The following is a 22154-nucleotide window of genomic DNA, read 5'->3' on the forward strand; positions in this document are numbered from 1 at the left end:
GCCTCATGGTCACCACCATCAGCTCCACCGGCACCGACCGCTACGTCGGCACCGCCCACAGCCGCGTGGACGGTCCGGCCAAGGTCACGGGCCTTGCCAAATACGCCGGCGAGTTCGCGGCCCCCGACCTCGCCCACGGTTACGTCGTCTCCGGCGGCATCGCCAAGGGCAGGATCACCGCCATCGAGACGGCCGAGGCCGAGGCGGTGCCCGGCGTCATCAAGGTCTTCACCCACGAGAACCGGCCGCGCACGGCCTGGCTCGACTACAACTACCGCGACGCGGTGGCGCCCCCCGGCTCGCCGTTCCGGGCGCTCTACGACGACGTGATCCACTACAGCGGCCAGCCGGTCGCCCTGGTGGTGGCGGAGGACTTCGAGACCGCCCGCCATGCCGCCTCGCTGGTGAAGGTCGCCTATGCCGCCGAGGTGCCGGCCACCGACGTCGATGCCCAGGCCGAATTCGCCTACGACCCGCCAAAGAAGCGCGCCGGGATCAAGCCGCCGCCCCAGCCCTGGGGTGACGCGACGGGGGCCTACGAGGCCGCGCCGGTGAAGCTCTCCAACGATTACCGCCTCGCCGTCGAGCACCACAACCCGATGGAGCCGCACGCCTCCACCGTGGTTTGGGACGGTAACGGGCGCATCACCGTCTACGACAAGATCCAAGGCGTCTCGAACAGCCAGGGCTACATCGCGGCGGTGTTCGGGATGAAGAAGGACGAGGTGCGGGTGCTCAATCCCTACCTCGGCGGCGGCTTCGGCATCGGCCTGCGCCCGCAATACCAGCTCTTCCTCGCCGTGATGGCCGCGCGCGACCTCGAACGCTCGGTGCGCGTGACCCTGACCCGCGACCAGATGTTCACCTTCGGCTACCGCCCCGACGTGCGCCAGCGCGTCAGCCTCGGGGCCGATGCCGCCGGCAATCTCCAGTCGCTGCGCCACGACGCCCTCTCGGGCACCTCGCGCTTCGAGGATTACCAGGAGGTCGTCGTCAACTGGTCGGCCATCCTCTACGATTGCGACAACGTCGCCTTGAGCTACAAGCTCGCGCAGATCGACACCTACACGCCGGCCGACATGCGCGCGCCCGGCGCGGTGACCGGCGTCCTCGCCCTCGAGATCGCCATGGACGAGCTGGCCTATGCCACCGGCCAGGACCCGGTGGCGCTGCGCCTGGCCAATTATTCCGAGCGCGACCGCACCGAGGGCAAGCCGTTCGGCTCCAAGGCGTTGCGCGCCTGCTACGCGCAAGGGGCCGAGCGCTTCGGCTGGGAGCGGCGCAACCCGGAGCCGCGCTCCATGACGGAGGGGCGCGAGCTGGTGGGCTGGGGCATGGCCACCGGCGTGTGGGAAGCCCTGATGCAGCAGTCGAGCGCCCAGGCGACCCTGACCTCGGACGGCAAGCTCGTGGTCGGCAACTCCACCGGCGACATCGGCACCGGCACCTACACCATCCTGACGCAGATCGCCGCCGAAGTGCTGGGCCTGCCGATGGAGGACGTCACGACCAAGCTCGGCGACACCGATCTGGCCGAGGCGCCCGTGGCCGGCGGCTCCTGGACCGCCGCCTCGTCCGGCACCGCCGTGATGAAGGCCTGCCGCAAGATCGCCGCCGACGTCTTCGCCATGGCCCGCGCCATGGACGACTCGCCGCTGGCCAACGTCGACTTCGACCGCGTGGTCTTCGAGGGCGGCCGCATCGCGGTGGCCGGGGACCCGTCGCGCAGCGTCTCGCTCGTCGACGCCATGACGGCGGGTGCCGTCGACAAGGTCGAGGCGACCGAGTCCGCCGGGCCGGACTCCGGCCACGCCAAGGAGTTCGCGGCCTATACCCACTCTGCGATCTTCGTGGAGGTGAAGGTCGACGAAGACCTCGGCCAGGTGCGGGTGACCCGCGTGGTCTCGGCCATCGCGGCGGGCAAGATCATCAATCCCAAGACCGCACGCAGCCAGATCCTGGGCGGCGTCGTCATGGGTATCGGCTCGGCCCTCGAAGAGGAGTCGATGCTCGACCACACCATCGGCCGGTTCATGAACCACAACCTCGGCGAGTATCACGTACCGGTGAACGCCGACATCCAGAACCTCGACGTGATCTTCGTCGAGGAGGAGGACAAGGCCAACCCGATGGGCGTGAAGGGCCTGGGCGAGATCGGCATCGTCGGCACGGCCGCCGCCATCGCCAATGCGGTGTTCCACGCCACCGGCAAGCGCATCCGCGATCTGCCCATCACCGTGGACAAGCTCATCGACTGAGATCCATCGTCACCGGGTCGGCCCTGCCACCGGCCGGATCGGACACCTCGTCCGATCCGGCCTTTTTCGTGCGCGCCGTGGCTCCGCGCTTCGAATGTGGAGGGCCGCAAGGTATTTTATGGGTAGAGTGGAATCGTTCTCGATCGACGCCAGTCGACGATATAAGAATTACAATCTATAGGAATTCCAATATTGCGATCGCTGCTTGATCTTGCCGTGATCGGTCTTCATTCAGGTCGCCGGAACGGGTGATCGACGGAGGCCGGAATGGTGGAACGGGTGCTGACGACGATCCGTCAGTGGGGGCAGATCGCGTGGTGGGACGGCTCTTGCCTCGACCTGCGCCTCCACCGCCTCGCCGGGTTCATCGACCGCGACGGCGCCGACCCCGCGCTGGCGCCCGCGCGGGAGGTCCGCCATGGCCGCTGATCGCGCGAACCGGCCGTGTTCGGCCGCCGCCGCGACCCGGGCCGACCTCGACGAGGCGATCCGGCGGGCGTTCTGGACCGTGCTGCATCGCGGTCCCTTGCCGCCGATGGACGCCCTGCAGGTGGCCGCCCGCACGATCGGGACCCTCTACCGCCAGATGGCGCAGGCTCACGACGGCCCCGGCGGTTGCGCCTGCGGCTGGGAGCCGGACCCGGACGGCGACCTCGTGGTGCTCGAAGCCCAGCTCGCCGCCGCCCTGCTGCAACCGCCGTCGCAGGATCTCGCCCAGATGGCCACGATGGGCCAGGCCTGACGCCGTCTCCTTCGGCTGAAACCGTGGGTTCCTGCGGCCTCGGCATCGCACGGGTCGGTGGGGTTCCTCTTAACCCTCCCCGACTAGACTCTCCGGTGGCGCGACGTCAGGGCCGGGGCCGCGCGGGGAGAGTTCGGATGGACGGTTTCTATCGCGGCGTCGAGGCGTCGCTCCTGGCGCTGTCCCTCGCCCTCGGGCTCGGCGCATGGGTGGCGACCGCGCCGATCGGCACCACCGATGCGCTTCAGATCGCCGTCGTCCTGCCCATGCTGAGCGTCACCGCCGGCCACGACGGCACCCCCCGGAACCCGGTTTCGGTGCCGCGATAACAGGCATCCGGTGTCGTGCCGCACGCGGCGCGATATTTATCGCCGGTAACCGCGTTCGTTCTGCAACTGAATACGGTTTTCGCGCTTTACTTGTCCGACGGTCGGGACGATCTGGAGCCGGTGACGGGCCGGGTCATCGCCGGAGCGCCGAATGCGGTGTTTCCAGGTCAAGGCAGGCGGACGAGAAGATCATGAGCGCGAAGAACACGAGCCTGGCCGCCCTTGCGGCGGGCGTCGCTATGGCGTTTGCCCTGGCCGGCGTTCAGCCCGCCACGGCCGCCCCCGAGGCGGTCACCACCAAGGTCGCCCAGGTGTCGAGCGCCGACACCCAGCCGGCGCTCTCGCCCGATACCGGTGACGACGCCGCCAATTGCAGCCGTGCCCGTCGCCGCCTCTGGGTCGACGGCGAAGGCTGGATCGTGCGCCGCGTCACCACCTGCCGCTGAGCCGGCCGTTTCGGTCCGCCGACCTGGCGCGTCACACCGCGAAGCCCGTCCCACCACGTTCGCCTACGCAGTCTTCGCCCCTGGCGCTACGGTGCCGTTCGGAACGACTCTCTCCCTCGCAGTGTTCATGGATTGGGTTAAGCAATCCTTACCGCGCGGGCAGGAGTACGGCGTATGAGGTGGTCGCAACGGATGTCGCTGAGGGCGCTCGGCTCGGTTCTGGTCCTCGCCAGCGCTACCGCCGGCGTCTCGGCGCAGGGCTATTACGGCGGCTCCCGCTCGGTCGTCTACGGCCCGTCCTACGGCCATGGATTCGCCGAGCCGGCGATCCGCGGCGACTACATCGGCGCCCCCTTCACCCGGTTTCCGTCCCCAAGCGACATCGTCCCGCCCGCCTGGGGCTACGGCACCTACGGCATTCCCACCGCGAGCGGGATCCGTGCCGCGCCCAGCGGTGTCCCCACCGTCTACGTCATCGACGCGCCCGCCCGCAGAAGCGGCCTTGCCGGCGACGACCGTACGAGCCGTCCGGGCGTCGCATACGATGCCCGTCGTGGATACGGCGGCGGTGCGCGCGTGATCTCGGTCTCGGTGCCCCGGCGCTGATTGGTGCTGCATCGGGACCGTCGTCGGGCGGATTTGGCAACCCATTAAGGTGTTGCGGTTAGTCTGAGGGGGAATCGTCTCCCTTGGACAGATCCGGACGCCATGCACATCGTCATCGTCGATTCCAGCCGCGTCGTCCTCAAGATCGTCGCCGGGTTGCTGGAACCGCACGGTCACACGGTCGGCGTGTTCACGAACTCCGCCGAGGCGCTCGATTACGTCACCCAGACCGCCTCGGTGCGCGTGCTCATCACCAGCCTCGAGGTCCGGCCCCTGAGCGGGCTCGAATTGTGCTGGTCGGCCCGCCTCCTGGCCGAGGCCAACCGCCCGCTCTACGTCATCACCATGTCCTCGGCCCGCAATGCGCGCAATCTGGCCGAGGCGCTGGACAGCGGGGCCGACGACTTCATCGAGAAGCCGCCGGGCGCCGAGGAACTCCACGCCCGCCTGCGCGCCGCCGAGCGCCTCACCACCATGCAGAGCGAACTGATCCGGCTCGCCGACACCGATCCCCTCACCGGCCTCCTCAACCGCCGCGCCTTCCTCAAGCGCGTCCACGAGGCGGCCGAGCGCGTCGGCAACCACGGCCGAATGAGCGCCATCATCGCCGATATCGACTTCTTCAAGCGCATCAACGACGAGCACGGCCACGACGTCGGCGACACCGCCCTGCAGAGCGTCGCCCGCGAACTGGCCGCAGACGGCATCGTCGGGCGCCTGGGCGGCGAGGAATTCGCCATCGTGCTGCCCAACAAGACCCTGGCCGAGGCCGAAGCCGCCGCCGGCCGCCTGCGCCTCGTCATCGAGTCCCTGCGGCTGCGGGGCGCCAAGACACCCATCCGCGTCACCTGCAGCTTCGGCGTCAGCGAATGGTCGGAGGGCGACACCGTCGAGGGCATGATCAAGCGGGCCGACATCGCCGTCTACGAAGCCAAGGTGGCCGGGCGCAACCGCGTCGTCTCCGCCACCACCGATCTCCTCCTCGAGCGGGCCGGCTGAGCGGACGGACGCCGCCGCCCGTGTGCCTTGCGGTCGGCACGCCAAGTCGCCCGCGAGCCAAGGTGGTTGACGGGGCGCCGCCCGGTCGTGCAAGCGGCTGGCCGATGTCGCCGATATCTCCCGGCGTTCCGTCGCAAAGCGCGAGGATGATGCATGACGAGCCTCGCCGAACCCGCGGCGCAGGCCGCACGCCGTGTCGGCGGTGAGATCTGGCCGATCACCGATCACGTCGTGGTGTGCCGCTATCCCGTCTCGACCTCGCTGCCGATCCCGCTGGCGGTGCTGGCGCCCGGCGGCCTCGACCTCGTGACCTGGACCTTCGCCGGCATGGGCGAGGCCGGGAGCGGGGGGCAGGCACCGGTGGCGCTCCTGGTCCTGGCCGGTCCCGATGCCGCCACCGCCCTGCGCGAGGCCGGCGAACTGGCGCTGGCGACGCATTTCCACGATCTCGCCATCGCCGTTCCCCGCTCCGGCACCGCCCAGGCCCTCACCGCCGTCGAGCGCGAGGCGCTGTGCGTGGCCGTCCTCTCGGCGATCGTGCCCGAAACGGTGGGGCCGCTGTCGAAGCTCCTGCCGATGCTGCGGCCGGTGATCGACGCCCTGCCGGTGCCGGAGACGGCCCCGGAACTGACCGTGTCGGGCGAGGGCGCCTCGACGGTGACGCTGGCGGGCTTTTCGGTGCCGAACTACCTCCTCCTGCGCGGGGACGGCGATCTGTCCTGTGCCCGCGTCGCCTCGGCGCGGGTGCGGCCGGGAGGCGACGTCCGCACCGATCTGACCCTGGACACCGTCTGGGGGCGGCCGTGCCGCACGCGGCCCGACCGGGCGATCCTCCTCACGGAGGCGGGCTTTTCCACCGCCCGCATCGTGGCGGCCCCCGCCCCGCGATGAGTGCGGACACGATCCTCGTCCTGGCGCCGATGCCGCCCTTCCCCACGAGCGCGGGCAACCGCCGCCGCCTCGTGACCACCTGCCAGTCCCTGCAGCGGGCCGGCTTTGCCGTGGACCTCGCCTACGTCGCCCACGAGGACCAGATCTACCGGCGGTTCGGCCAGCATCCGCCCACCGACATGGTGGCCACGGCGGCGTCGTTCCAGCGCAGCTTCCTGATCGAGGCGGACGAGACCATCCCCCTCAAGACGCGTGCGCGCTGCTTCGGCATCGACGACTGGTGCCCCCAGGCGGTCGGCGATTTCGTCGCCTGGTACTTGGCGGCCCACCCCGAGACCCGTACCGTCCTCGTCAACTACGTGTTCCTGTCGCGCGCGCTCGCCGCCGTCCCGCCCGGCGTCCTCACGCTGATCGACACCCACGACCGCTTCGCCGACCGGCAGCGGCAATACCGCCCGTTCCGGGCCGAGCCGAACTTCTTCTACACCGATACCGCCAACGAGACGATCGGCCTCGACCGCGCCGACATCGTGCTGGCGATCCAGTCCGAAGAGGCCGCCCACTTCCGCGCCCTGACCGCGAGCCGGGTGCACCTGCTGCCGCCGCGCTTCCTCGTCGAGGCTCCCTTCCGGACCCCGTCGCGCCTGGCGCGGCTCGGCTTCATCGGCCACGGCAACGATCCCAACCGCGTCTCGATCACCCGCTTCGTCGAGGCCTGGGCCGAGGGCTGGACGCCGGCGCGCCCGGAACTCGTGATCGCGGGCGAGATCTGCGCGAGCTTCGCCGGGCCCGTCCCGGCCGGGGTTCGCCTGGCCGGCTACGTCCCCTCGGTCGCGGCCTTCTACGAGGAGGTCGACCTCGTGGTGGCGCCGATGCTGATGGGCACCGGCCTCAAGATGAAGGTGGCCGAGGCCCTGTCCTTCGGCGTGCCGGTGGTGGGCACCGTGGTCGGCTTCGAGGGGTTCGATCCGCTCGTGCCGGCCCATCGCTGCGAGGGGGCGGAGGACGTCAAGGCGCAGGTTCTGTCCCTCGCCGGGGACGCGGACGGCCTCGCGGTCCTGGCCCGGGCCTGCGCCGACCTCTTCGCCACCTACAATGCCCGCGCCGAGGCTGCCGAGACGGACCTCGTGGCGATGATCCGCGACTGGCGGGCGCCGTCCCGCGACGGGCCGGTGCCCGAGCGGACCCGGCTCCGGGGCTGGCTCGCCAAGGCCGGCGACATGACCGATCGCGTGACGAGACCCTACGCCGCGATGTTCTCCGGCGGGGAGCCGAAGCCGGCCTCCGCCGAACCCGTCCCGCCGCCACCGGCCCCGCCGGCCGATCCCGCCCCGGAGCCCGTGGCGGTCCAGCGGTTCGGGACGGTGGTGCTCAGCGGCCTGGACTCCCTCGATTCGGCCCTGCGCGAGCATCCCGACCACGGCCGCCTCGTCGCCACCGAGCGCGTGCCGGCCGGAGCGGATGCCGCCGCCCGTGCCTATTCGCCCTCTCGCCGGCGCTGGTTCGCGACGGCCGCCGATGCGACGGCACCCCGGACCGCGGCCGCTCTTTCCGACGCCGGCTTTTGCGAGCGCCGCCTCGCCCTTTCCCCCGAATGGGTCCGCGACCGGGCGCTGCCGCGGGCCGTGCGCGAGGATCTCGCCCTGCTGCTGTCGCAGGCGGAGCCGGACTGGCGGGCACAGGCCCGTCTCGTCGGCATCTGCGACGGCATGCTCCTCCTCGCCACCGTGGTCCCGAGCCATTTCCTGACGGCACCGCGCGAAGCCGCGGTCTTCGCCGTCGACCGGGCCGGGCTGTCGGCCGGCGAGCGCATGGGGGGTGCCTTCGCCGAGACGGCGGCCGGATGGGGCGCTGCCTTCACCGCCCGGCGTCGCGACGAGCTGACCCCGGTGCCCGCCACCCTGCGCCTCGACCACGACCTGTCCCTGGCCGTCCCCGGCGACCGCATTCTCGTCCTTACCGATGACATGATCGGCGTGCTTGACCTCGCCGGCCCCAACGGGCCCGGAAGCCCGCCATGACCATCACCATCGACACCGTCGATCCCGCTGCCGGCCGCCGTGTCGCCCTCGTCGAGGCCGCGCTGATCTGGAACCATCTGGCGCTCAACGACGTGCGCATCGGCTTTCGCGATGTCGCCGCGCCCCGGGTCAGCGTGGTGATCGTCTCGCACGGGGCCGGCCCGCTCCTGGCGCTGACCCTCTACCGCCTCGCCGCGCAGCAGGACCTCGCCGGGGTCGCCTTCGAGGTGATCGTCGTCGACAACGCCTCGGATGCCGAGACGCGCACGCTGTTCTCCCGCCTTGACGGTGCGCGCGTGGTGCAGAACGCCGAGAACGTCGGCTTCGGGCCGGCCTGCAACGCCGGGGCGGCGCTGGCGCGGGCCCCCCACATCCTGTTCCTCAACCCTGACATCGACCTGATGCCGGGGGCGATGAAGGCGCTGGTCGACACCCTCGAGGAGTTCGACGAGGTCGGCATCGTCGGCGCACGCCTCGTCTTCCCCGGAGGCATCCTGCAGGAGGCCGGCGCGAATTTTCGCGACGACGAGCAGGTTACCCATCCCTACGGTCGCGGCTGGACCGATCCCTTCGCCGCCGAGGCCGGGTTCGCGCGCGACGTCGGCTACGTCTCCGGGGCGGTGCTGCTGATCGAGCGGGCGCTGTTCGAGGAGCTCGGCGGCTTCGACGACCGCTACGCACCGGCCTATTTCGAGGACACCGACCTGTGCGTGCGGGTCCTGCAGAAGGGCCGGCGGGTCGTCTACCAGCCCCGCGCCACCGCCATCCACGTCGAGAACGCCACCTCGCCCCGGCGCGAGGACGTCGAACGCCTGCTCGACCGCAACCGCGCCCTGTTCCGCGAGCGGCACGGGGCCTGGCTGTTCGAGCAGGGCCCGCAGCGCCGGGGGTTCGGCGGCCGCGACCAGGACGCCTTCGCCCTGCGCGTGCTGGTGGTCGACGACTTCACCCCGCACCAGGACCTCGGGGCCGGCCTGCCCCGGGCCAACGGCGTGCTCAACGCCATGGCCGACCTCGGCTACGCGGTGACCTTCTGCTCGGTGTTCGGCACGGGCGAGGAGCCGGCCGCCCGCCGCCGCGACCTCTCCACCCGCATCGAGGTCATCGACCCCTGCGGCCCCGAGGGGATCGCCAAGCTGATCCAGGAGCGGCCGGACTATTACGACGTGCTCTGGGTCAGCCGCCCGGCCAACATCGACCTCGTGTGCCAGATCGTCGACGACCTCGGCTTGACCCTGCGCCGGGTCGGACGCTCGCGGGTGATCTTCGATTCGGAGGCGCTGTTTGCCGTGCGCGCCTTCGTCACCGCCGCCTTGAACGGCGAGGCCGCCAACGCCGCGACTCTCGCCCGCGAGGCGAGGCGCGAGACCCGCAACTTTCCGCGCGCCGATCACGTCGTCTGCGTCTCGCAGGCCGAGGCCGGCCTCGTCGCCCGCTACGGACGCGCCAATGCCGCCGTGCTCGGGCACGCCCTGGCGCCGCGCCCCGACCCGCCCGGGTTCGCGGGGCGGCACGGATTCCTGTTCATCGGGTCCCTGGCCTTCGCCCACGAGCCCAACGTCGATTCCCTGGTCTGGCTTCTCGACGCGGTCTGGCCGCGCCTGCGCCGCCGGCTGCCCGAGGCCCGTTTCGACGTGGTCGGGCAGGTGGCGCCCGCCGTGGCCGAGCGTCTGGCCCGGCCGGGCGTGACCGTGCACGGCCGGGTGGCCGATCCCGGCCCGCTGTTCGATGCCACCCGTGTCTCGGTGGCCCCGACGCGCTTTGCCGCCGGCATCCCGCACAAGGTCCACGAGGCGGTCTCGCGCGGCCTGCCGGGGGTGGTCACGCCGATCCTCGCGGACCAGATCGGCTGGCCGGAGGGCACCGGCTACCGCGTGCGCGACTGGCGCGATCCGGAGGGGTTCGCCGATGCCCTGGTCCACCTCCACGAGGACCGCGCCACCTGGGAGGCCGTGCAGCGGGCCGGCCTCGAGCGCCTGCGCATCGACTGCGCGCCCGCCCCCTACGCCACCCTCCTGAGACGGCTCTGCGAGGCGCCGACATTCGCATGACCGACTCCCATAAGACCGACTCCCATAAGACCGAGCCACACACGACCGACGCCTCGCTCCGCCGGCGCGCCATCCGCCTCGTCACCGCCGCCTATCGGCGGGCCACCCTCGGCCCGGTGCCGAGGTTGTTCGATGCGGTGTTCTACGAGCGCACCTATCCGGACGTCGTCGCCTCGGGCCTCGACCCGTACCTGCATTTCGTCCGGTCGGGGGCCGCAGCCGACCGCAACCCGAGCGCGGATTTCGACACCGCCTACTACCGCGACCAGAGCGGGCCCACCGCCCTCGATCCGGTGCGGCACTACATGAGCCTCGGGGTGAAGGCCGGCTTCGATCCGAGCCCGGCCTTCAGCACGGTGGCCTATCTCGCCCGCTATCCCGACGTGGCCAGGGCCGGCGCCAACCCGCTCCTGCATTTCCGCACCGACGGGCGGGCCGAACGGCGCATCGCCAGCCCGTCCCTGGCCCGGCCGCTCAACGCGGTCTTCCTGCGCGGCGTGCCCGAGGGACGGCAGTGGGCCTATCCCAACGCCCGCATCCCGCGCTTCTGCCTGAGCCTCCTGCGCAACGCGCCGGTGGCGGCCTGCACCCAGGCGGCGGCCCGGATCTGCCTGCTCCTCACCCTCGACGGGTCCGAGGTCGATGTCCTGACGCACAATCTGGCCGCCTTCGCCGATTCCGCCCTCGACAGCCTCGCCATCGAGATCGACATGCGCCTGCGGCTGCACCCGCCCAACCCGACCCTGGCGCTCACCCTGGAATCCTGCTTCCACGGCGCCAGGGATGCCGACGGCACCACCCTCGTGCGCTACGCCGAGGCGCGGCTGTGGGACCTCGCCCCGGACATCCCCCGGCTCAAGGCCTCGTTCCCGCCCGGCTGCCTCGCCGTGCGCGAGCTGGCGTGATCCCCGCGACCTCGTCCAGGGACGCCTAGACCTTCGACAGAAGGGGCGGGAACGCGGATCGAGGTTGGGGGCCCTTTCGGCGAAGCGGCGTTCGCTCCGCTTCGGGACGAGGCCGCACGGCGTGGGATCGACGGCGGGAGGCCGTTTCCGGCGCCGAGACGCGCGCCGCCGGCACCGGCGTGTTGACCCCCCGGCCTTCCGTGCTAGTCCGGCGCGACATCCCGCCCCCGATCACGCCCTCCCAACGCCTTGGCGCCCGAGTCTCGATGACCGCTCCCCCGACCGTCCCCGCCCCGCCCGAGCGTTACAACGCCAAGGACGCCGAGCCGCGCTGGCAGGCGGCCTGGGCGCAAGCCGGGATCGACCGGACCCGCAACGACGACCCGCGCCCGACCTATTACGTGCTCGAGATGTTCCCCTACCCGTCCGGGCGCATCCACATGGGCCACGTGCGCAACTACGCCATGGGCGACGTGGTGGCCCGCTACAAACGCGCGCGGGGCTTCAACGTGCTGCACCCGATGGGCTGGGACGCCTTCGGCCTGCCGGCCGAGAACGCGGCGATGGAGCGGGGCGTGAACCCGCGCGACTGGACGCTGGCCAATATCGCCAGCATGCGCGCCCAGTTGCAGGCGATGGGCCTGTCCCTCGACTGGAGCCGCGAGATCGCCACCTGCGAGCCCGGCTATTACAAGCACCAGCAGCGCATGTTCCTCGACTTCCTCGACAAGGGGCTGGTGACGCGCCGCACGGCCAAGGTGAACTGGGACCCGGTCGATCACACGGTGCTGGCCAACGAGCAGGTGATCGACGGGCGCGGCTGGCGCTCGGGCGCGCTGGTCGAGAGCCGCGAGCTGACGCAGTGGTTCTTCAAGATCACCGACTTCGCGCAGGACCTCTACGACGCCCTCGACGGGCTGGAGCGGTGGCCCGAGAAGGTCCGGGTGATGCAGAAGAACTGGATCGGCCGCTCCGAGGGGCTGGAGGTCCGGTTCGACCTCGACGGCCGCGACGGCGGCATCCTGGTCTACACCACCCGCCCCGACACCCTGTTCGGCGCCAAATTCCTGGCGGTTGCGGCGGATCATCCGATCGCGGCGGCGGTCGCCGCCGGCGCGCCCGACTTGCAGGCGTTCATCGAGCAGTGCCGCCGCACCGGCACCGCCCAGGCCGCCATCGACACCGCCGAAAAGCTCGGGTTCGACACCGGGCTCAAGGTCCGCCACCCCCTCGACCCGTCCTGGCTGCTGCCGGTCTACGTCGCCAACTTCGTGCTGATGGACTACGGCACCGGCGCCGTGTTCGGCTGCCCGGCCCACGACCAGCGCGACCTCGACTTCGCCAACAAATACGGGCTCGGCAATACGCCGGTGGTCTGCCCCGAGGGACAGGACACCGCCAGCTTCGTGATCACCGACACGGCGTTCGACGGCGATGGCCGGATGATCAACTCGGCCTTCCTCGACGGCATGAGCACCGGCGACGCCTTCAAGGCCGTGGCCGACCGCCTCGAGGCGCAGGGCGTCGCATCGCGAAAGGTGCAGTTCCGCCTGCGCGACTGGGGCGTCTCGCGCCAGCGCTACTGGGGTTGCCCGATCCCGATCGTCCATTGCGAGGCCTGCGGCCCGGTCGGCGTGCCGGTGGCCGACCTGCCGGTGACCCTGCCCGAGGAGGTCTCGTTCGACGTGCCCGGCAACCCGCTGGAGCGCGACCACGCCTGGCGCAACGTGCCCTGCCCCCGCTGCGGCGCGGCGGCCCGGCGCGAGACCGACACCATGGACACCTTCGTCGATTCGTCCTGGTACTACGCCCGCTTCACCGCCCCCTGGCTGACGGACGCCCCCACCGACCGGGCGCAGGTCGACCGCTGGCTGCCGGTGGACCAGTACATCGGCGGCATCGAGCACGCGATCCTACACCTACTCTACGCCCGCTTCTTCATGCGGGCGATGCAGGCCACCGGCTGGTCCGGCGTGTCGGAGCCCTTCGACGGGCTGTTCACGCAAGGCATGGTCGTCCACGAGACCTACAAGGACGAGGCCGGGGCCTGGGTGCCGCCGGCCGACATCCGCTTCGAGACGCTCGACGGGGAGCGCAAGGCGTTTCACGTGAAAACATCGGCGCCGGTGGCCATCGGCGCCATCGAGAAGATGTCGAAGTCGAAGAAGAACGTGGTCGACCCCGACGACATCATCGCCAGCTATGGTGCCGACACCGCGCGCTGGTTCATGCTCTCGGATTCGCCCCCTGAGCGCGACGTGATCTGGACCGAGGACGGGGTGCAGGGCGCCGGTCGCTTCGTGCAGAAGGTCTGGCGCCTCGTCTCCCAGGCGGCCGTTATCGCGGGCGCCGCTGGCCCGGCCGACGCCATCCTGCGCAAGGCCGCCCACAAGGCCCTGGCGGCGGTGGAAGAGGATGTCGAGCGCCTGCGCTTCAACCGCTGCGTCGCCCATATCTACACCCTGGCCAACGCGCTGGAGGAAGCCCTCAAGACCGGGATCTCCCAGGCTACGGCCCGGGAGGCGGCGGGCATCCTGGTGCAGCTCGTGGCCCCGATGATGCCGCATCTGGCCGAAGAATGCTGGTCGGCGCTCGGCGGCGAGGGCCTGGCGGCGCAGGCGCCCTGGCCGGTGGTGGACCGCGCGCTGCTGGTGGAGGACGAGATCACCCTGCCCGTCCAGATCAACGGCAAGAAGCGGGCGGACGTCACCGTGCCGGCGGGCGCTGACGCCACGGCGGTCGAGGCGCTCGTGCTGGCCGCAGAGGCGGTCCTGAAGACCTTGGAGGGCCGCACGCCGCGCAAGGTCATCGTGGTGCCGGGCCGGATCGTGAACCTGGTGGTGTGACCGACCGTGATCGTCTTGGCGCCTTGCCTCTCGTTCGGCTGCCGCCCTCGTGCCGCCGCAGGGGAATCGTAAAGCTTGGGGCCTTATACGGGTGACGCGAAGCCGCCGATCGCCGTAAGACGGGGTCGCGGGACTCCAGCCGGGACGATGGCGAGCATGATGCGTGTGACGAAGCGGATGGCGGTGCGGATCGCCCTTGTCGGCGCCCTCTCCCTTTCCCTGTCGGCCTGTTTCCGCCCCCTCTACGGCCCGACCGCGTCCGGCGAGTCGATGTCGGCGCTGCTGGCCTCGATCCAGGTCGACGACATCACCATGGCCCAGGGCCAGGAGCGGATCGGGCACTACCTGCGCAGCGAGCTGATCTTCGATCTCGACGGATCGGGCACGCCCGCGCCCAAGCGCTACCGCCTGAAGATGCAGGGCAGCGAGTCGGTGCAGACCCCGATCGTCTCCTCCACCACCGGCCGGGCCGAGGCCGGCACCATCATCGGCACGGTGAAGTACGCCCTGGAGAACCTCGACGGCACCAAGATCATCACCGAGGGCGTCGCCACCGGCACCGCCACCTACGACCGCTCGATCCAGCGCTTCGCCTCGCTGCGCGCCGCCCGCGACGCCGAGATCCGGCTGGCCAAGGTGCTCTCCGAGCAGATCAAGACCCGGCTCGCCTCCGTGCTGGTGACGAAACCCTGATCCGCCGAGCCCCGCCCCTCCCATGACGATCGTCAAGGCCCACGAGGTCGAGGGCCTGATCCGGCGCGGGCTCGATCCGCGCATCGGCGTCATCCTGGTCTACGGCCCCGACACCGGCATGGTGTTCGACCGGGCCAAGCGCCTGGCCGAGGCCTTCGTGGCGGACCCGGCCGACCCCTTCGCCCTCGTCAAGATCGACGGCGACACCCTGGCGCAGGACGCCGGACGCCTCGCCGACGAGGCCGGCACGGTCGGCCTGTTCGGAGGCGCGCGCACGATCTGGGTGCGGCCGGGCAGCCGCAACTATGCGCCCGCCGTGGAGGCGGTGCTCGGCGCCCCCCTGGTCGACACCCGGGTGGTGGTGGAGGCGGGCGACCTCGCCAAGACCGCCCCGCTGCGGACCCTGTGCGAACGCTCGGCGAGGGCGCTGGCCCTGCCTTGCTACCCCGACGACGAGCGGGCGCTGGCCGAGCTCATCGACCGCACCCTGCAGGAGAGCGGCCTGCGCATCGCCCGCGAGGCCCGCGAGGTGCTGGCGGCGAGCCTCGGCGGAGACCGCCGCGCCAGCCTTGGCGAGATCGAAAAGCTCGCCCTCTACGCGCAGGGCCAGGGGCAGGTCAGCCTCGACGACGTCGAGGCGGTGGTGAGCGATGTCGCCGGCAGCGTCCTCAACACGCTGATCGATGCCGCCTTCGCCGGCCGCACCGCCGAGGTCGAGCGTGACTACCGCCGCTTCCGCCACGAGGGCATGGACCCCTCGGTGATGCTCGGCAGCGCGCTGCGCCACGCTCTCACCCTGCTCTCGACCCGGCTCGCCAACGAGGGCCAGAGTGCCGGCGCCATGGTGGCGACCTGGCGCGGTCTGCATTTCAAGCGCAAGCCCATCGTCGAGACGCAGCTCGCCCGCTGGTCGCCCCCCGCCCTGCGGCACGTCCTGCGCCTGCTCCAGGAGGCCGTGCTCGCCTGCCGGCGGTCGGATGCGGAACTGGCCCACGCCCAGGCCTCGGGCACCCTCCTGCGCATCGCGACGGAGGCGGCACGGCGCGGGTGATCGAGAGGGCCGGGGTCGGTCTCAAAAATGCCGGGCCAGGACCTCCTTCACCCGGGCCACCATCTCGTCTTCCTTCACCGAGAACTGGGCCGGCCGGGCGGCCTTCCATTCGGCGTTGCTGGCGATGTCCTGCGCCGCCTTGGCGCCCTCGATCAGATCCTTGATCTGGACCTCGCCGGCCTCGCGCTCGTTCGAGCCCTGGATGATGGCGCAGGGGCTGCCGCGCCGGTCGGCGTATTTCATCTGCGCCTTCATGCCGGAGCTGCCGAGGTAGAGCTCGGCGCGGATGCCGTCCCCCCGCAGCCGCGCGACGAGGCGCTGGTAGTCGGCGATGTTTTCGCGATCCAGCACGAGGACCACCACCGGACCGGGCTTGGGCCGGCCCTGCAGCAGCGGGCTCCCGGTGAGTTGCAACGCCGAGAACAGCCGCGAGACGCCGATGGAGAAGCCGGTGGCCGGCACCGGCTCGGACCGGAACCGCCCGACGAGCCCGTCGTAGCGCCCGCCGCCCGCCACCGAGCCGAAGCGCACGGTCTCGCCGGCCTCGTTGGTGACGGGGAAGGTCAGTTCGGCTTCGTAGACCGGGCCGGTGTAGTATTCGAGGCCGCGCACGACGGAGGGGTCGGCCCGAATGCGATCGGAGCCGTAGCCGCCGGCCTCGCACAGACGCATCATCGCGTGCAGTTCGGCGATGCCCTCGTGGCCCGTCTCCGATGTCCCCACGACGTCCTTCCACGACCCGAAGAACTGGTCCCAGAAGGCGATGCGATCGCCGCCGACATGGGGGGCCGCCTCGAACGACACGTAGGCGAGGATCCGGGCGATGCCGGCCTCGTCGAGCCCCGCGCCCTTCGTGAAATCCCCGCTCTCGTCCTTGCGGCCCGGCCCCAGTAACTGGCGCACGCCGTCCGCACCCAGCCGGTCGAGCTTGTCGATCGCCCGCAGCACCGTGAGGCGCTGGCCGGCCTTGTCGGGGCCGGCGAGCCCGATGGCCTCCATCACGCCGTCGAGCACCTTGCGGTTGTTGACCTTGACCACGTAACGGCCGGCGAGCCCGAGCCTGTCGAGCGTGTCGGCCATGAGCATGCAGATCTCGGCGTCGGCCGCCACCGACCCGGCGCCGACGATGTCGGCGTCGAACTGCATGAACTGGCGGAAGCGCCCCGGCCCCGGCTTCTCGTTGCGAAACACGTAACCGTTGCGAAAGCTCCGATAGGGTTTGGGGAGCGCGTCGAAGTTCTCGGCCACGTGCCGGGCCAGCGGCGCGGTGAGGTCGTAGCGGAGCGACAGCCAAGACTCGTCGTCGTCCTGGAACGAAAAAACGCCCTCGTTGGGGCGGTCGAGGTCGGGCAGGAACTTGCCCAGTGCCTCGGTGTACTCGATGAACGGGGTCTCCAGCGCCTCGAAGCCGTAGAGCTCGAAGCTCGCCCGGATCGTCTCCAGCATCCGCCCCTGCGCGGCGATCTCGTCGGCCCGGCGGTCGACGAGGCCCCGCGGCAGACGGGGCTTCAGGATGTCGACCTTCTTGGAATCGGCCTGGGCCATGGGTGTCGCTTCATCTGTAGAGGGGTGAAAGGCATCGGAACGGTGGTCGATCAGCCCAGCCCGCACCCCTCATCCTGAGGTGCCGCGAAGCGGCCTCTAAGGAGGGCTTCAGGGACCACGCAGCGCACTGGAAGTCTCCTTCGAGGCCCGCCGCCGCGGGCACCTCAGGATGAGGGACCGGTTCGGATCACGCGGAGTCCGACAGGTCGAAAGACGTGTTCGGCTCTATCGCGCGCCGATTGGGCGGGCAAGCGCCGCCCCGTCGTCTCTCTCCCTCTGCGGGAGAGGGAAGCGACTTCGCCGGACATGTCGCTCCCCTCGCCCGACCCGCTTCGCGGGCCACCCTCCCCCGCGGAGGGGGAAGGACGCGCGCAGTCTCGAACCGTCTGCCCCGTGAAGGAAGAATGCGATCGCCCACCGTAGGTGGGACCGCCTCAGCCCTCCGCCGAGATCTTGAACCGCCGGCACAGGTCGTCGAGCTCGGCCTCCGACTCGTAGCGGATCCGGATCTCGCCGGTGCCGGTGCCCTTGGGCTTGAGGGAGACGCGCACCCCGAGGGCCCGGGCCATCGCCACCTCCAGCGAACGGTGGGCCGATTCGGCCTCCGGCGCCTTACGCGGGCGACCCGGACGGACAGTGTCGCCCTCCTGAGTCTCGGAGGCGGCCAGGGCCTCGACGTCGCGCACCGACAGGCCTTCGGCCACGATTCGGCGGGCCACCGCCTCCGGGTCCTTGACCGAGAGCAGCGCGCGGGCATGGCCGGCGGTGATCTCGCCGGCCACCACCCGCTCCTGGATCGCCGCCGAGAGCTGGAGCAGGCGCAGGGTGTTGGCGAGGTGGCTGCGGCTCTTGCCGAGGATCTCGGCGAGTTCGGTCTGGCTGTAGCGGAACTCGCTCATCAGCCGCTCGTAGCCGGCGGCCTCCTCGATGGCGTTGAGGTCGGCGCGCTGGACGTTCTCGAGGATCGCGTATTCGAGGGAGGTGCGGTCGTCGATCTCCACCGTGACGACGGGGACTTCGTTCAGCCCGGCGCGCTGGGCCGCCCGCCAGCGGCGTTCCCCGGCCACGATCTCATAGGTGTCCGGCACGCCCGCCAGCGCCCGTACCACGATCGGCTGGATGATGCCACGCAGCTTAATCGAGGTCGCGAGTTCGTCGAGCTCGGGGTCGTTGAAGCGCCGGCGCGGATTGCGCGGATTGGGGCGCAGGAACTCCACCGCGACCTTGCGCTGCTCGTGGGACTTGCCGCCTTCGTCGCCGCCGAAATCGCCGATCAGGGCCGCGAGGCCGCGACCGAGCCGGGGCCGCACTACGTCATCCGCCATCGCCACCCGCTTCCGCTCCTCTTTACGCAACATTGTCAAACACTTAACCGATGGTCGTCAGGCCGCCTGCGGGAGCCGGCCCTCACGCTGGATGATCTCCGAGGCGAGGCGGAGGTAGGCCTGGCTGCCGGCGCATTTCAGGTCGTAGAGCAGCACCGGCTTGCCGTGGGAGGGCGCCTCGGAGACGCGCACGTTGCGGGGGATCATGGTCTCGTAGACCTTGTCGCCCATGAAGCTGCGCACGTCGGCCACCACCTGCGCCGAGAGGTTGTTGCGCGGGTCGAACATCGTGAGCACGATGCCCTGGATGGTCAGGCGCGGGTTGAGGGCGCCGCGCACCTGCTCGACGGTCCGCAACAGCTGGCTGAGCCCTTCGAGCGCGAAGAACTCGCATTGCAGCGGCACCAGCACCGCATCCGAGGCGGCCAGGGCGTTGATGGTGAGCAGGTTGAGGGAGGGCGGGCAGTCGATCAGGACGTAGGTGACGCCCTCGGTGGCGCCGGGCTCGCCGACGCTCTTGAGCACCTGGCGCAGGCGGTGCGCCCGGTCCGGTGCGCTGGCCATCTCCATCTCGAGGCCGAGCAGGTCCATCGTCGAGGGCGCCACCAGCAGGCGCGGCACGGCGGTCGCCACCACCGCATCGGCCAGCGAGGCCTCCCCGGCGAGCACATGGTAGGTCGAGACCTTGCGCGAGCGCCGGTCGATCCCGAGCCCGGTGGAGGCGTTGCCCTGCGGGTCGAGGTCGATCACCAGCACGCGCTCGCCGATGGCGGCCAGGGCCGTGCCGAGGTTGATCGCCGTCGTGGTCTTGCCGACGCCACCCTTCTGGTTGGCGAGGGCGAGGATGCGCAAGGGGCGCTCCGACGAGGTGCCGGACGGGAGAGTCGAGGAATTCGTCATGGATCCACGCGGGAGAGGGCGGTGACGCGCACGATGCGCGCGTCCGACTCGGTTCGGCTCGGCACAAGATCGTAAACGAATCTCCACTCTTGCGCGGCCTCGGTCAATTCCGCATCGACGTCACGACCCTTCGGAAACAGGCCGGTGGTGCCGGTTGTCAACAGGGGCTCGGTCCAGGCGAGCAGCTGGCGCAGCGGAGCCAGCGCGCGGGCGCAGACCACCGCCACGCCGGCATGGTCCGCGATGATGGCCTCGATCCGCGCGGCGTGGACGCGGGCCGGGGCTTTGGTGAGGCGTGCGGTCTCCTGCAGGAAGGCGCACTTGCGGGCGTTGCTCTCGACGAGATCGACCCGGAACCCGTCACGCTCGCGCCCGGCGATGGCCAGCAGCAGGCCCGGGATGCCGGCCCCGGAGCCGAGGTCGAGCCAGGTCTTCGCTTCGGGCGCGATGGCGAGCAGTTGCAGCGAGTCTGCCACGTGTCGCGTCCAGACCTCGGTGAGGGTGGCCGGGCCGACGAGGTTCTTCACGCCCTGCCAGCGCCGCAGCTGCGCCACGTAAAGGTCCAGGGCGGCCGCTGTTTCACGTGAAACACCGGCCTGTGCGACGACCCGGTCGCGGTCGGACGGGGCCATCAGGCGCCGGCCATGGCTGGGACGGAGCGCCGGGCGTGGGCGGCGAGCAGGGTCAGGGCGGCCGGCGTCACCCCCTCGATGCGGGCCGCCTGCCCAAGGGTGCCCGGCCGCACCGCTTCGAGCTTCACCCGCATCTCGTTGGAGAGGCCGGGGATGGCGGCATAGTCGAGCCGGGCCGGCAGGCTCACCTGCTCGTCGCGCCGGAACGCGGCGATGTCGGCGCGCTGCCGGTCGAGGTAGACCGCGTAGGTCGCGTCGGTGCACAACCGGTCGACGATGCGCGGCGGCACGCTCGCGAGGTCGGGCCAGACCGCGACAAGCCGCGACCAGTCGATGTCGGGATGCGACAGGAGCTGGAAGGCGCTGCGGCGGATGCCGTCCTGGTTGAGGGTGATGCCGTGGGCCCGGGCCTGCGACGGCGTCAACGCGCAGGTGTCGAGCAGGGTGCGGGCCGCCTCCAGCGTGGCCTGGCTTCGGGCGAAATGCACGGCCCGCTCGTTGCCGACGCAGCCGAACGCGAGGCCGCGCGGGGTCAGCCGTTCGTCGGCGTTGTCGACCCGGAGGGACAGCCGGTACTCCGAGCGCGAGGTGAACATGCGGTAGGGTTCGCTCACCCCATGGGTGACGAGGTCGTCGATCATCACGCCGAGGTAGGATTCGGCCCGGTCGAACACCGCCGGGGTCGATCCGCCGGCCAGGCGCGCCGCGTTGAGGCCGGCCACCAGCCCCTGCCCGGCCGCCTCCTCGTAGCCGGTGGTGCCGTTGATCTGCCCGGCCAGGAACAGGCCGGGCAGGCGCCGCGTTTGCAGGGAGGTGTCGAGTTCGCGCGGGTCGACGTAATCGTACTCGATGGCGTAGCCGGGCCGCAGGATGTCCGCCCGTTCCAGCCCCGGGATCAGCCGGATGAGGGCGTGCTGGACCTCTTCGGGCAGGGCCGTGGAGATGCCGTTGGGATAGACGGTGGGATCGTCGAGCCCCTCGGGTTCCAGAAAGATCTGGTGGCCCTCGCGGTCGCCGAAGCGCACCACCTTGTCCTCGATGGAGGGGCAATAGCGCGGGCCGCGACTGGCGATCCCGCCCGAATACATCGGCGAGCGGTGCAGGTTGGCGCGGATGAGGTCATGGACCGCCTGGGTGGTGCGGGTGATGCCGCAGGCGATCTGCGGCACCGTGATCCGCTCAGTGAGAGTGGAGAACGGCACGGGGTCCGCGTCGGCGGCCTGCATCTCCAGGCCGGCCCAATCGATGGTGCGGCCGTCGAGGCGTGGCGGCGTCCCGGTCTTGAGCCGGCCCAGACGGAACCCATGGCGCTCCAGGGTGCCGGCGAGACCTAGCGCCGGCGCCTCGCCGGCCCGTCCGGCGGGAATCTGGACCTCGCCGATGTGGATCAGCCCGCGCAGGAAGGTGCCGGTGGTGATGACGACGGCGGCGCAGGCGAGGGTGCGGCCATCCGCCAGGACGACGCCCACCACCCTCCCCGCCTCGACCGTCAGGTCGGCGACCTCGGCCTCCGTCACCGTGAGATCGGCGGTCTCGGCGATGGCCCGTTGCATCGCCGCCGCGTAGAGCTTGCGGTCGGCCTGGGTGCGCGGCCCGCGCACGGCCGGTCCCTTGCGCCGGTTGAGGAGACGAAACTGGATGCCCGACGCATCCGCGACCCGGCCCATCAGACCGTCGAGGGCATCGACCTCGCGCACGAGGTGGCCCTTACCGAGCCCGCCGATGGCCGGGTTGCACGACATCGCGCCGATGGTGGCGGCTCGATGCGTGACGAGGATCGTACGGGCACCGGTGCGCGCGGCCGCTGCGGCGGCCTCGGTGCCGGCATGGCCACCGCCCACGACAATGACATCGGCGGAATCGGAACAGTTCAGGGACATGCCGGTGAGTACGCGGCCGGGCGCGATGGCGTCA

At 71.0% G+C, this 22154-nt stretch carries 19 protein-coding genes; 14 read left to right on the plus strand and 5 right to left on the minus strand.

What is annotated here, in order from left to right:
• The first annotated feature begins 5 nt into the window (after positions 1-5).
• The 14 genes from ASG59_RS14815 to holA all read left to right on the plus strand — a co-directional run bounded on the left by ASG59_RS14815 (position 6) and on the right by holA (position 15838).
• A complete protein-coding gene (locus ASG59_RS14815; RefSeq protein WP_056409631.1) occupies positions 6-2258 on the plus strand; it encodes a xanthine dehydrogenase family protein molybdopterin-binding subunit in 2253 nt (750 codons plus the stop codon).
• A 267-nt stretch (positions 2259-2525) separates the two neighbouring features.
• Positions 2526-2687, plus strand: coding sequence for a hypothetical protein (locus ASG59_RS20700; protein WP_156387536.1), 162 nt, complete (start codon positions 2526-2528; stop codon positions 2685-2687).
• The gene (locus ASG59_RS14820; RefSeq protein WP_056409633.1) at positions 2677-3000 is read left to right on the plus strand and encodes a hypothetical protein; all 324 of its coding nucleotides are present in this window, start codon (positions 2677-2679) and stop codon (positions 2998-3000) included. Before ASG59_RS20700 ends, ASG59_RS14820 begins: the two co-directional genes overlap by 11 nt.
• 137 nt (positions 3001-3137) lie before the next feature.
• The gene (locus tag ASG59_RS14825; protein ID WP_056409635.1) at positions 3138-3329 is read left to right on the plus strand and encodes a hypothetical protein; all 192 of its coding nucleotides are present in this window, start codon (positions 3138-3140) and stop codon (positions 3327-3329) included.
• Positions 3330-3520: 191 nt separating this feature from the next.
• Entirely contained in the window at positions 3521-3775 is a 255-nt protein-coding gene (locus ASG59_RS14830) for a hypothetical protein (RefSeq protein WP_082523878.1), read from the plus strand.
• Between the two features lie 174 nt (positions 3776-3949).
• Entirely contained in the window at positions 3950-4381 is a 432-nt protein-coding gene (locus tag ASG59_RS14835) for a hypothetical protein (RefSeq protein WP_082528781.1), read from the plus strand.
• A gap of 102 nt (positions 4382-4483) precedes the next feature.
• Positions 4484-5380, plus strand: a complete 897-nt coding sequence (locus ASG59_RS14840; protein WP_055880903.1) for a diguanylate cyclase — start codon at positions 4484-4486, stop codon at positions 5378-5380.
• 153 nt (positions 5381-5533) lie between these two features.
• Positions 5534-6271, plus strand: coding sequence for a hypothetical protein (locus ASG59_RS14845; RefSeq protein WP_056280929.1), 738 nt, complete (start codon positions 5534-5536; stop codon positions 6269-6271).
• Positions 6268-8292, plus strand: a complete 2025-nt coding sequence (locus tag ASG59_RS14850) for a glycosyltransferase family 4 protein (protein WP_056409639.1) — start codon at positions 6268-6270, stop codon at positions 8290-8292. Before ASG59_RS14845 ends, ASG59_RS14850 begins: the two co-directional genes overlap by 4 nt.
• A complete protein-coding gene (locus ASG59_RS14855; RefSeq protein ID WP_056409641.1) occupies positions 8289-10343 on the plus strand; it encodes a glycosyltransferase in 2055 nt (684 codons plus the stop codon). The genes ASG59_RS14850 and ASG59_RS14855 overlap by 4 nt, the downstream gene beginning before the upstream one ends.
• On the plus strand, positions 10340-11248 hold the full coding sequence (locus tag ASG59_RS14860) for a hypothetical protein (protein ID WP_056409643.1): 909 nt from the start codon (positions 10340-10342) through the stop codon (positions 11246-11248). The genes ASG59_RS14855 and ASG59_RS14860 overlap by 4 nt, the downstream gene beginning before the upstream one ends.
• Before the next feature lie 266 nt (positions 11249-11514).
• A complete protein-coding gene (gene leuS, locus ASG59_RS14865) occupies positions 11515-14094 on the plus strand; it encodes a leucine--tRNA ligase (RefSeq protein WP_056409645.1) in 2580 nt (859 codons plus the stop codon).
• Positions 14095-14250: 156 nt separating this feature from the next.
• Positions 14251-14787, plus strand: a complete 537-nt coding sequence (gene lptE / locus ASG59_RS14870) for an LPS assembly lipoprotein LptE (protein WP_056280922.1) — start codon at positions 14251-14253, stop codon at positions 14785-14787.
• A 22-nt stretch (positions 14788-14809) separates the two neighbouring features.
• On the plus strand, positions 14810-15838 hold the full coding sequence (gene holA / locus ASG59_RS14875) for a DNA polymerase III subunit delta (protein WP_056409647.1): 1029 nt from the start codon (positions 14810-14812) through the stop codon (positions 15836-15838).
• Positions 15839-15859: 21 nt separating this feature from the next.
• On the opposite strand, the gene hisS is transcribed toward holA, so the two are convergent.
• The 5 genes from hisS to mnmG all read right to left on the minus strand — a co-directional run bounded on the left by hisS (position 15860) and on the right by mnmG (position 22120).
• Complete coding sequence (gene hisS, locus ASG59_RS14880) at positions 15860-17383, minus strand: histidine--tRNA ligase (protein WP_056280918.1); 1524 nt, start codon at positions 17381-17383, stop codon at positions 15860-15862.
• Positions 17384-17817: 434 nt separating this feature from the next.
• Positions 17818-18708, minus strand: a complete 891-nt coding sequence (locus ASG59_RS14885; protein ID WP_056280917.1) for a ParB/RepB/Spo0J family partition protein — start codon at positions 18706-18708, stop codon at positions 17818-17820.
• A 57-nt stretch (positions 18709-18765) separates the two neighbouring features.
• Complete coding sequence (locus ASG59_RS14890) at positions 18766-19608, minus strand: ParA family protein (RefSeq protein WP_055880940.1); 843 nt, start codon at positions 19606-19608, stop codon at positions 18766-18768.
• A complete protein-coding gene (gene rsmG / locus ASG59_RS14895; protein WP_056280915.1) occupies positions 19605-20240 on the minus strand; it encodes a 16S rRNA (guanine(527)-N(7))-methyltransferase RsmG in 636 nt (211 codons plus the stop codon). Before rsmG ends, ASG59_RS14890 begins: the two co-directional genes overlap by 4 nt.
• The gene (gene mnmG, locus ASG59_RS14900; protein ID WP_056409649.1) at positions 20240-22120 is read right to left on the minus strand and encodes a tRNA uridine-5-carboxymethylaminomethyl(34) synthesis enzyme MnmG; all 1881 of its coding nucleotides are present in this window, start codon (positions 22118-22120) and stop codon (positions 20240-20242) included. The genes rsmG and mnmG overlap by 1 nt, the downstream gene beginning before the upstream one ends.
• Between the last annotated feature and the right edge of the window lie 34 nt (positions 22121-22154).

This window comes from Methylobacterium sp. Leaf466 (genome assembly GCF_001425565.1).
Lineage (GTDB): Bacteria > Pseudomonadota > Alphaproteobacteria > Rhizobiales > Beijerinckiaceae > Methylobacterium.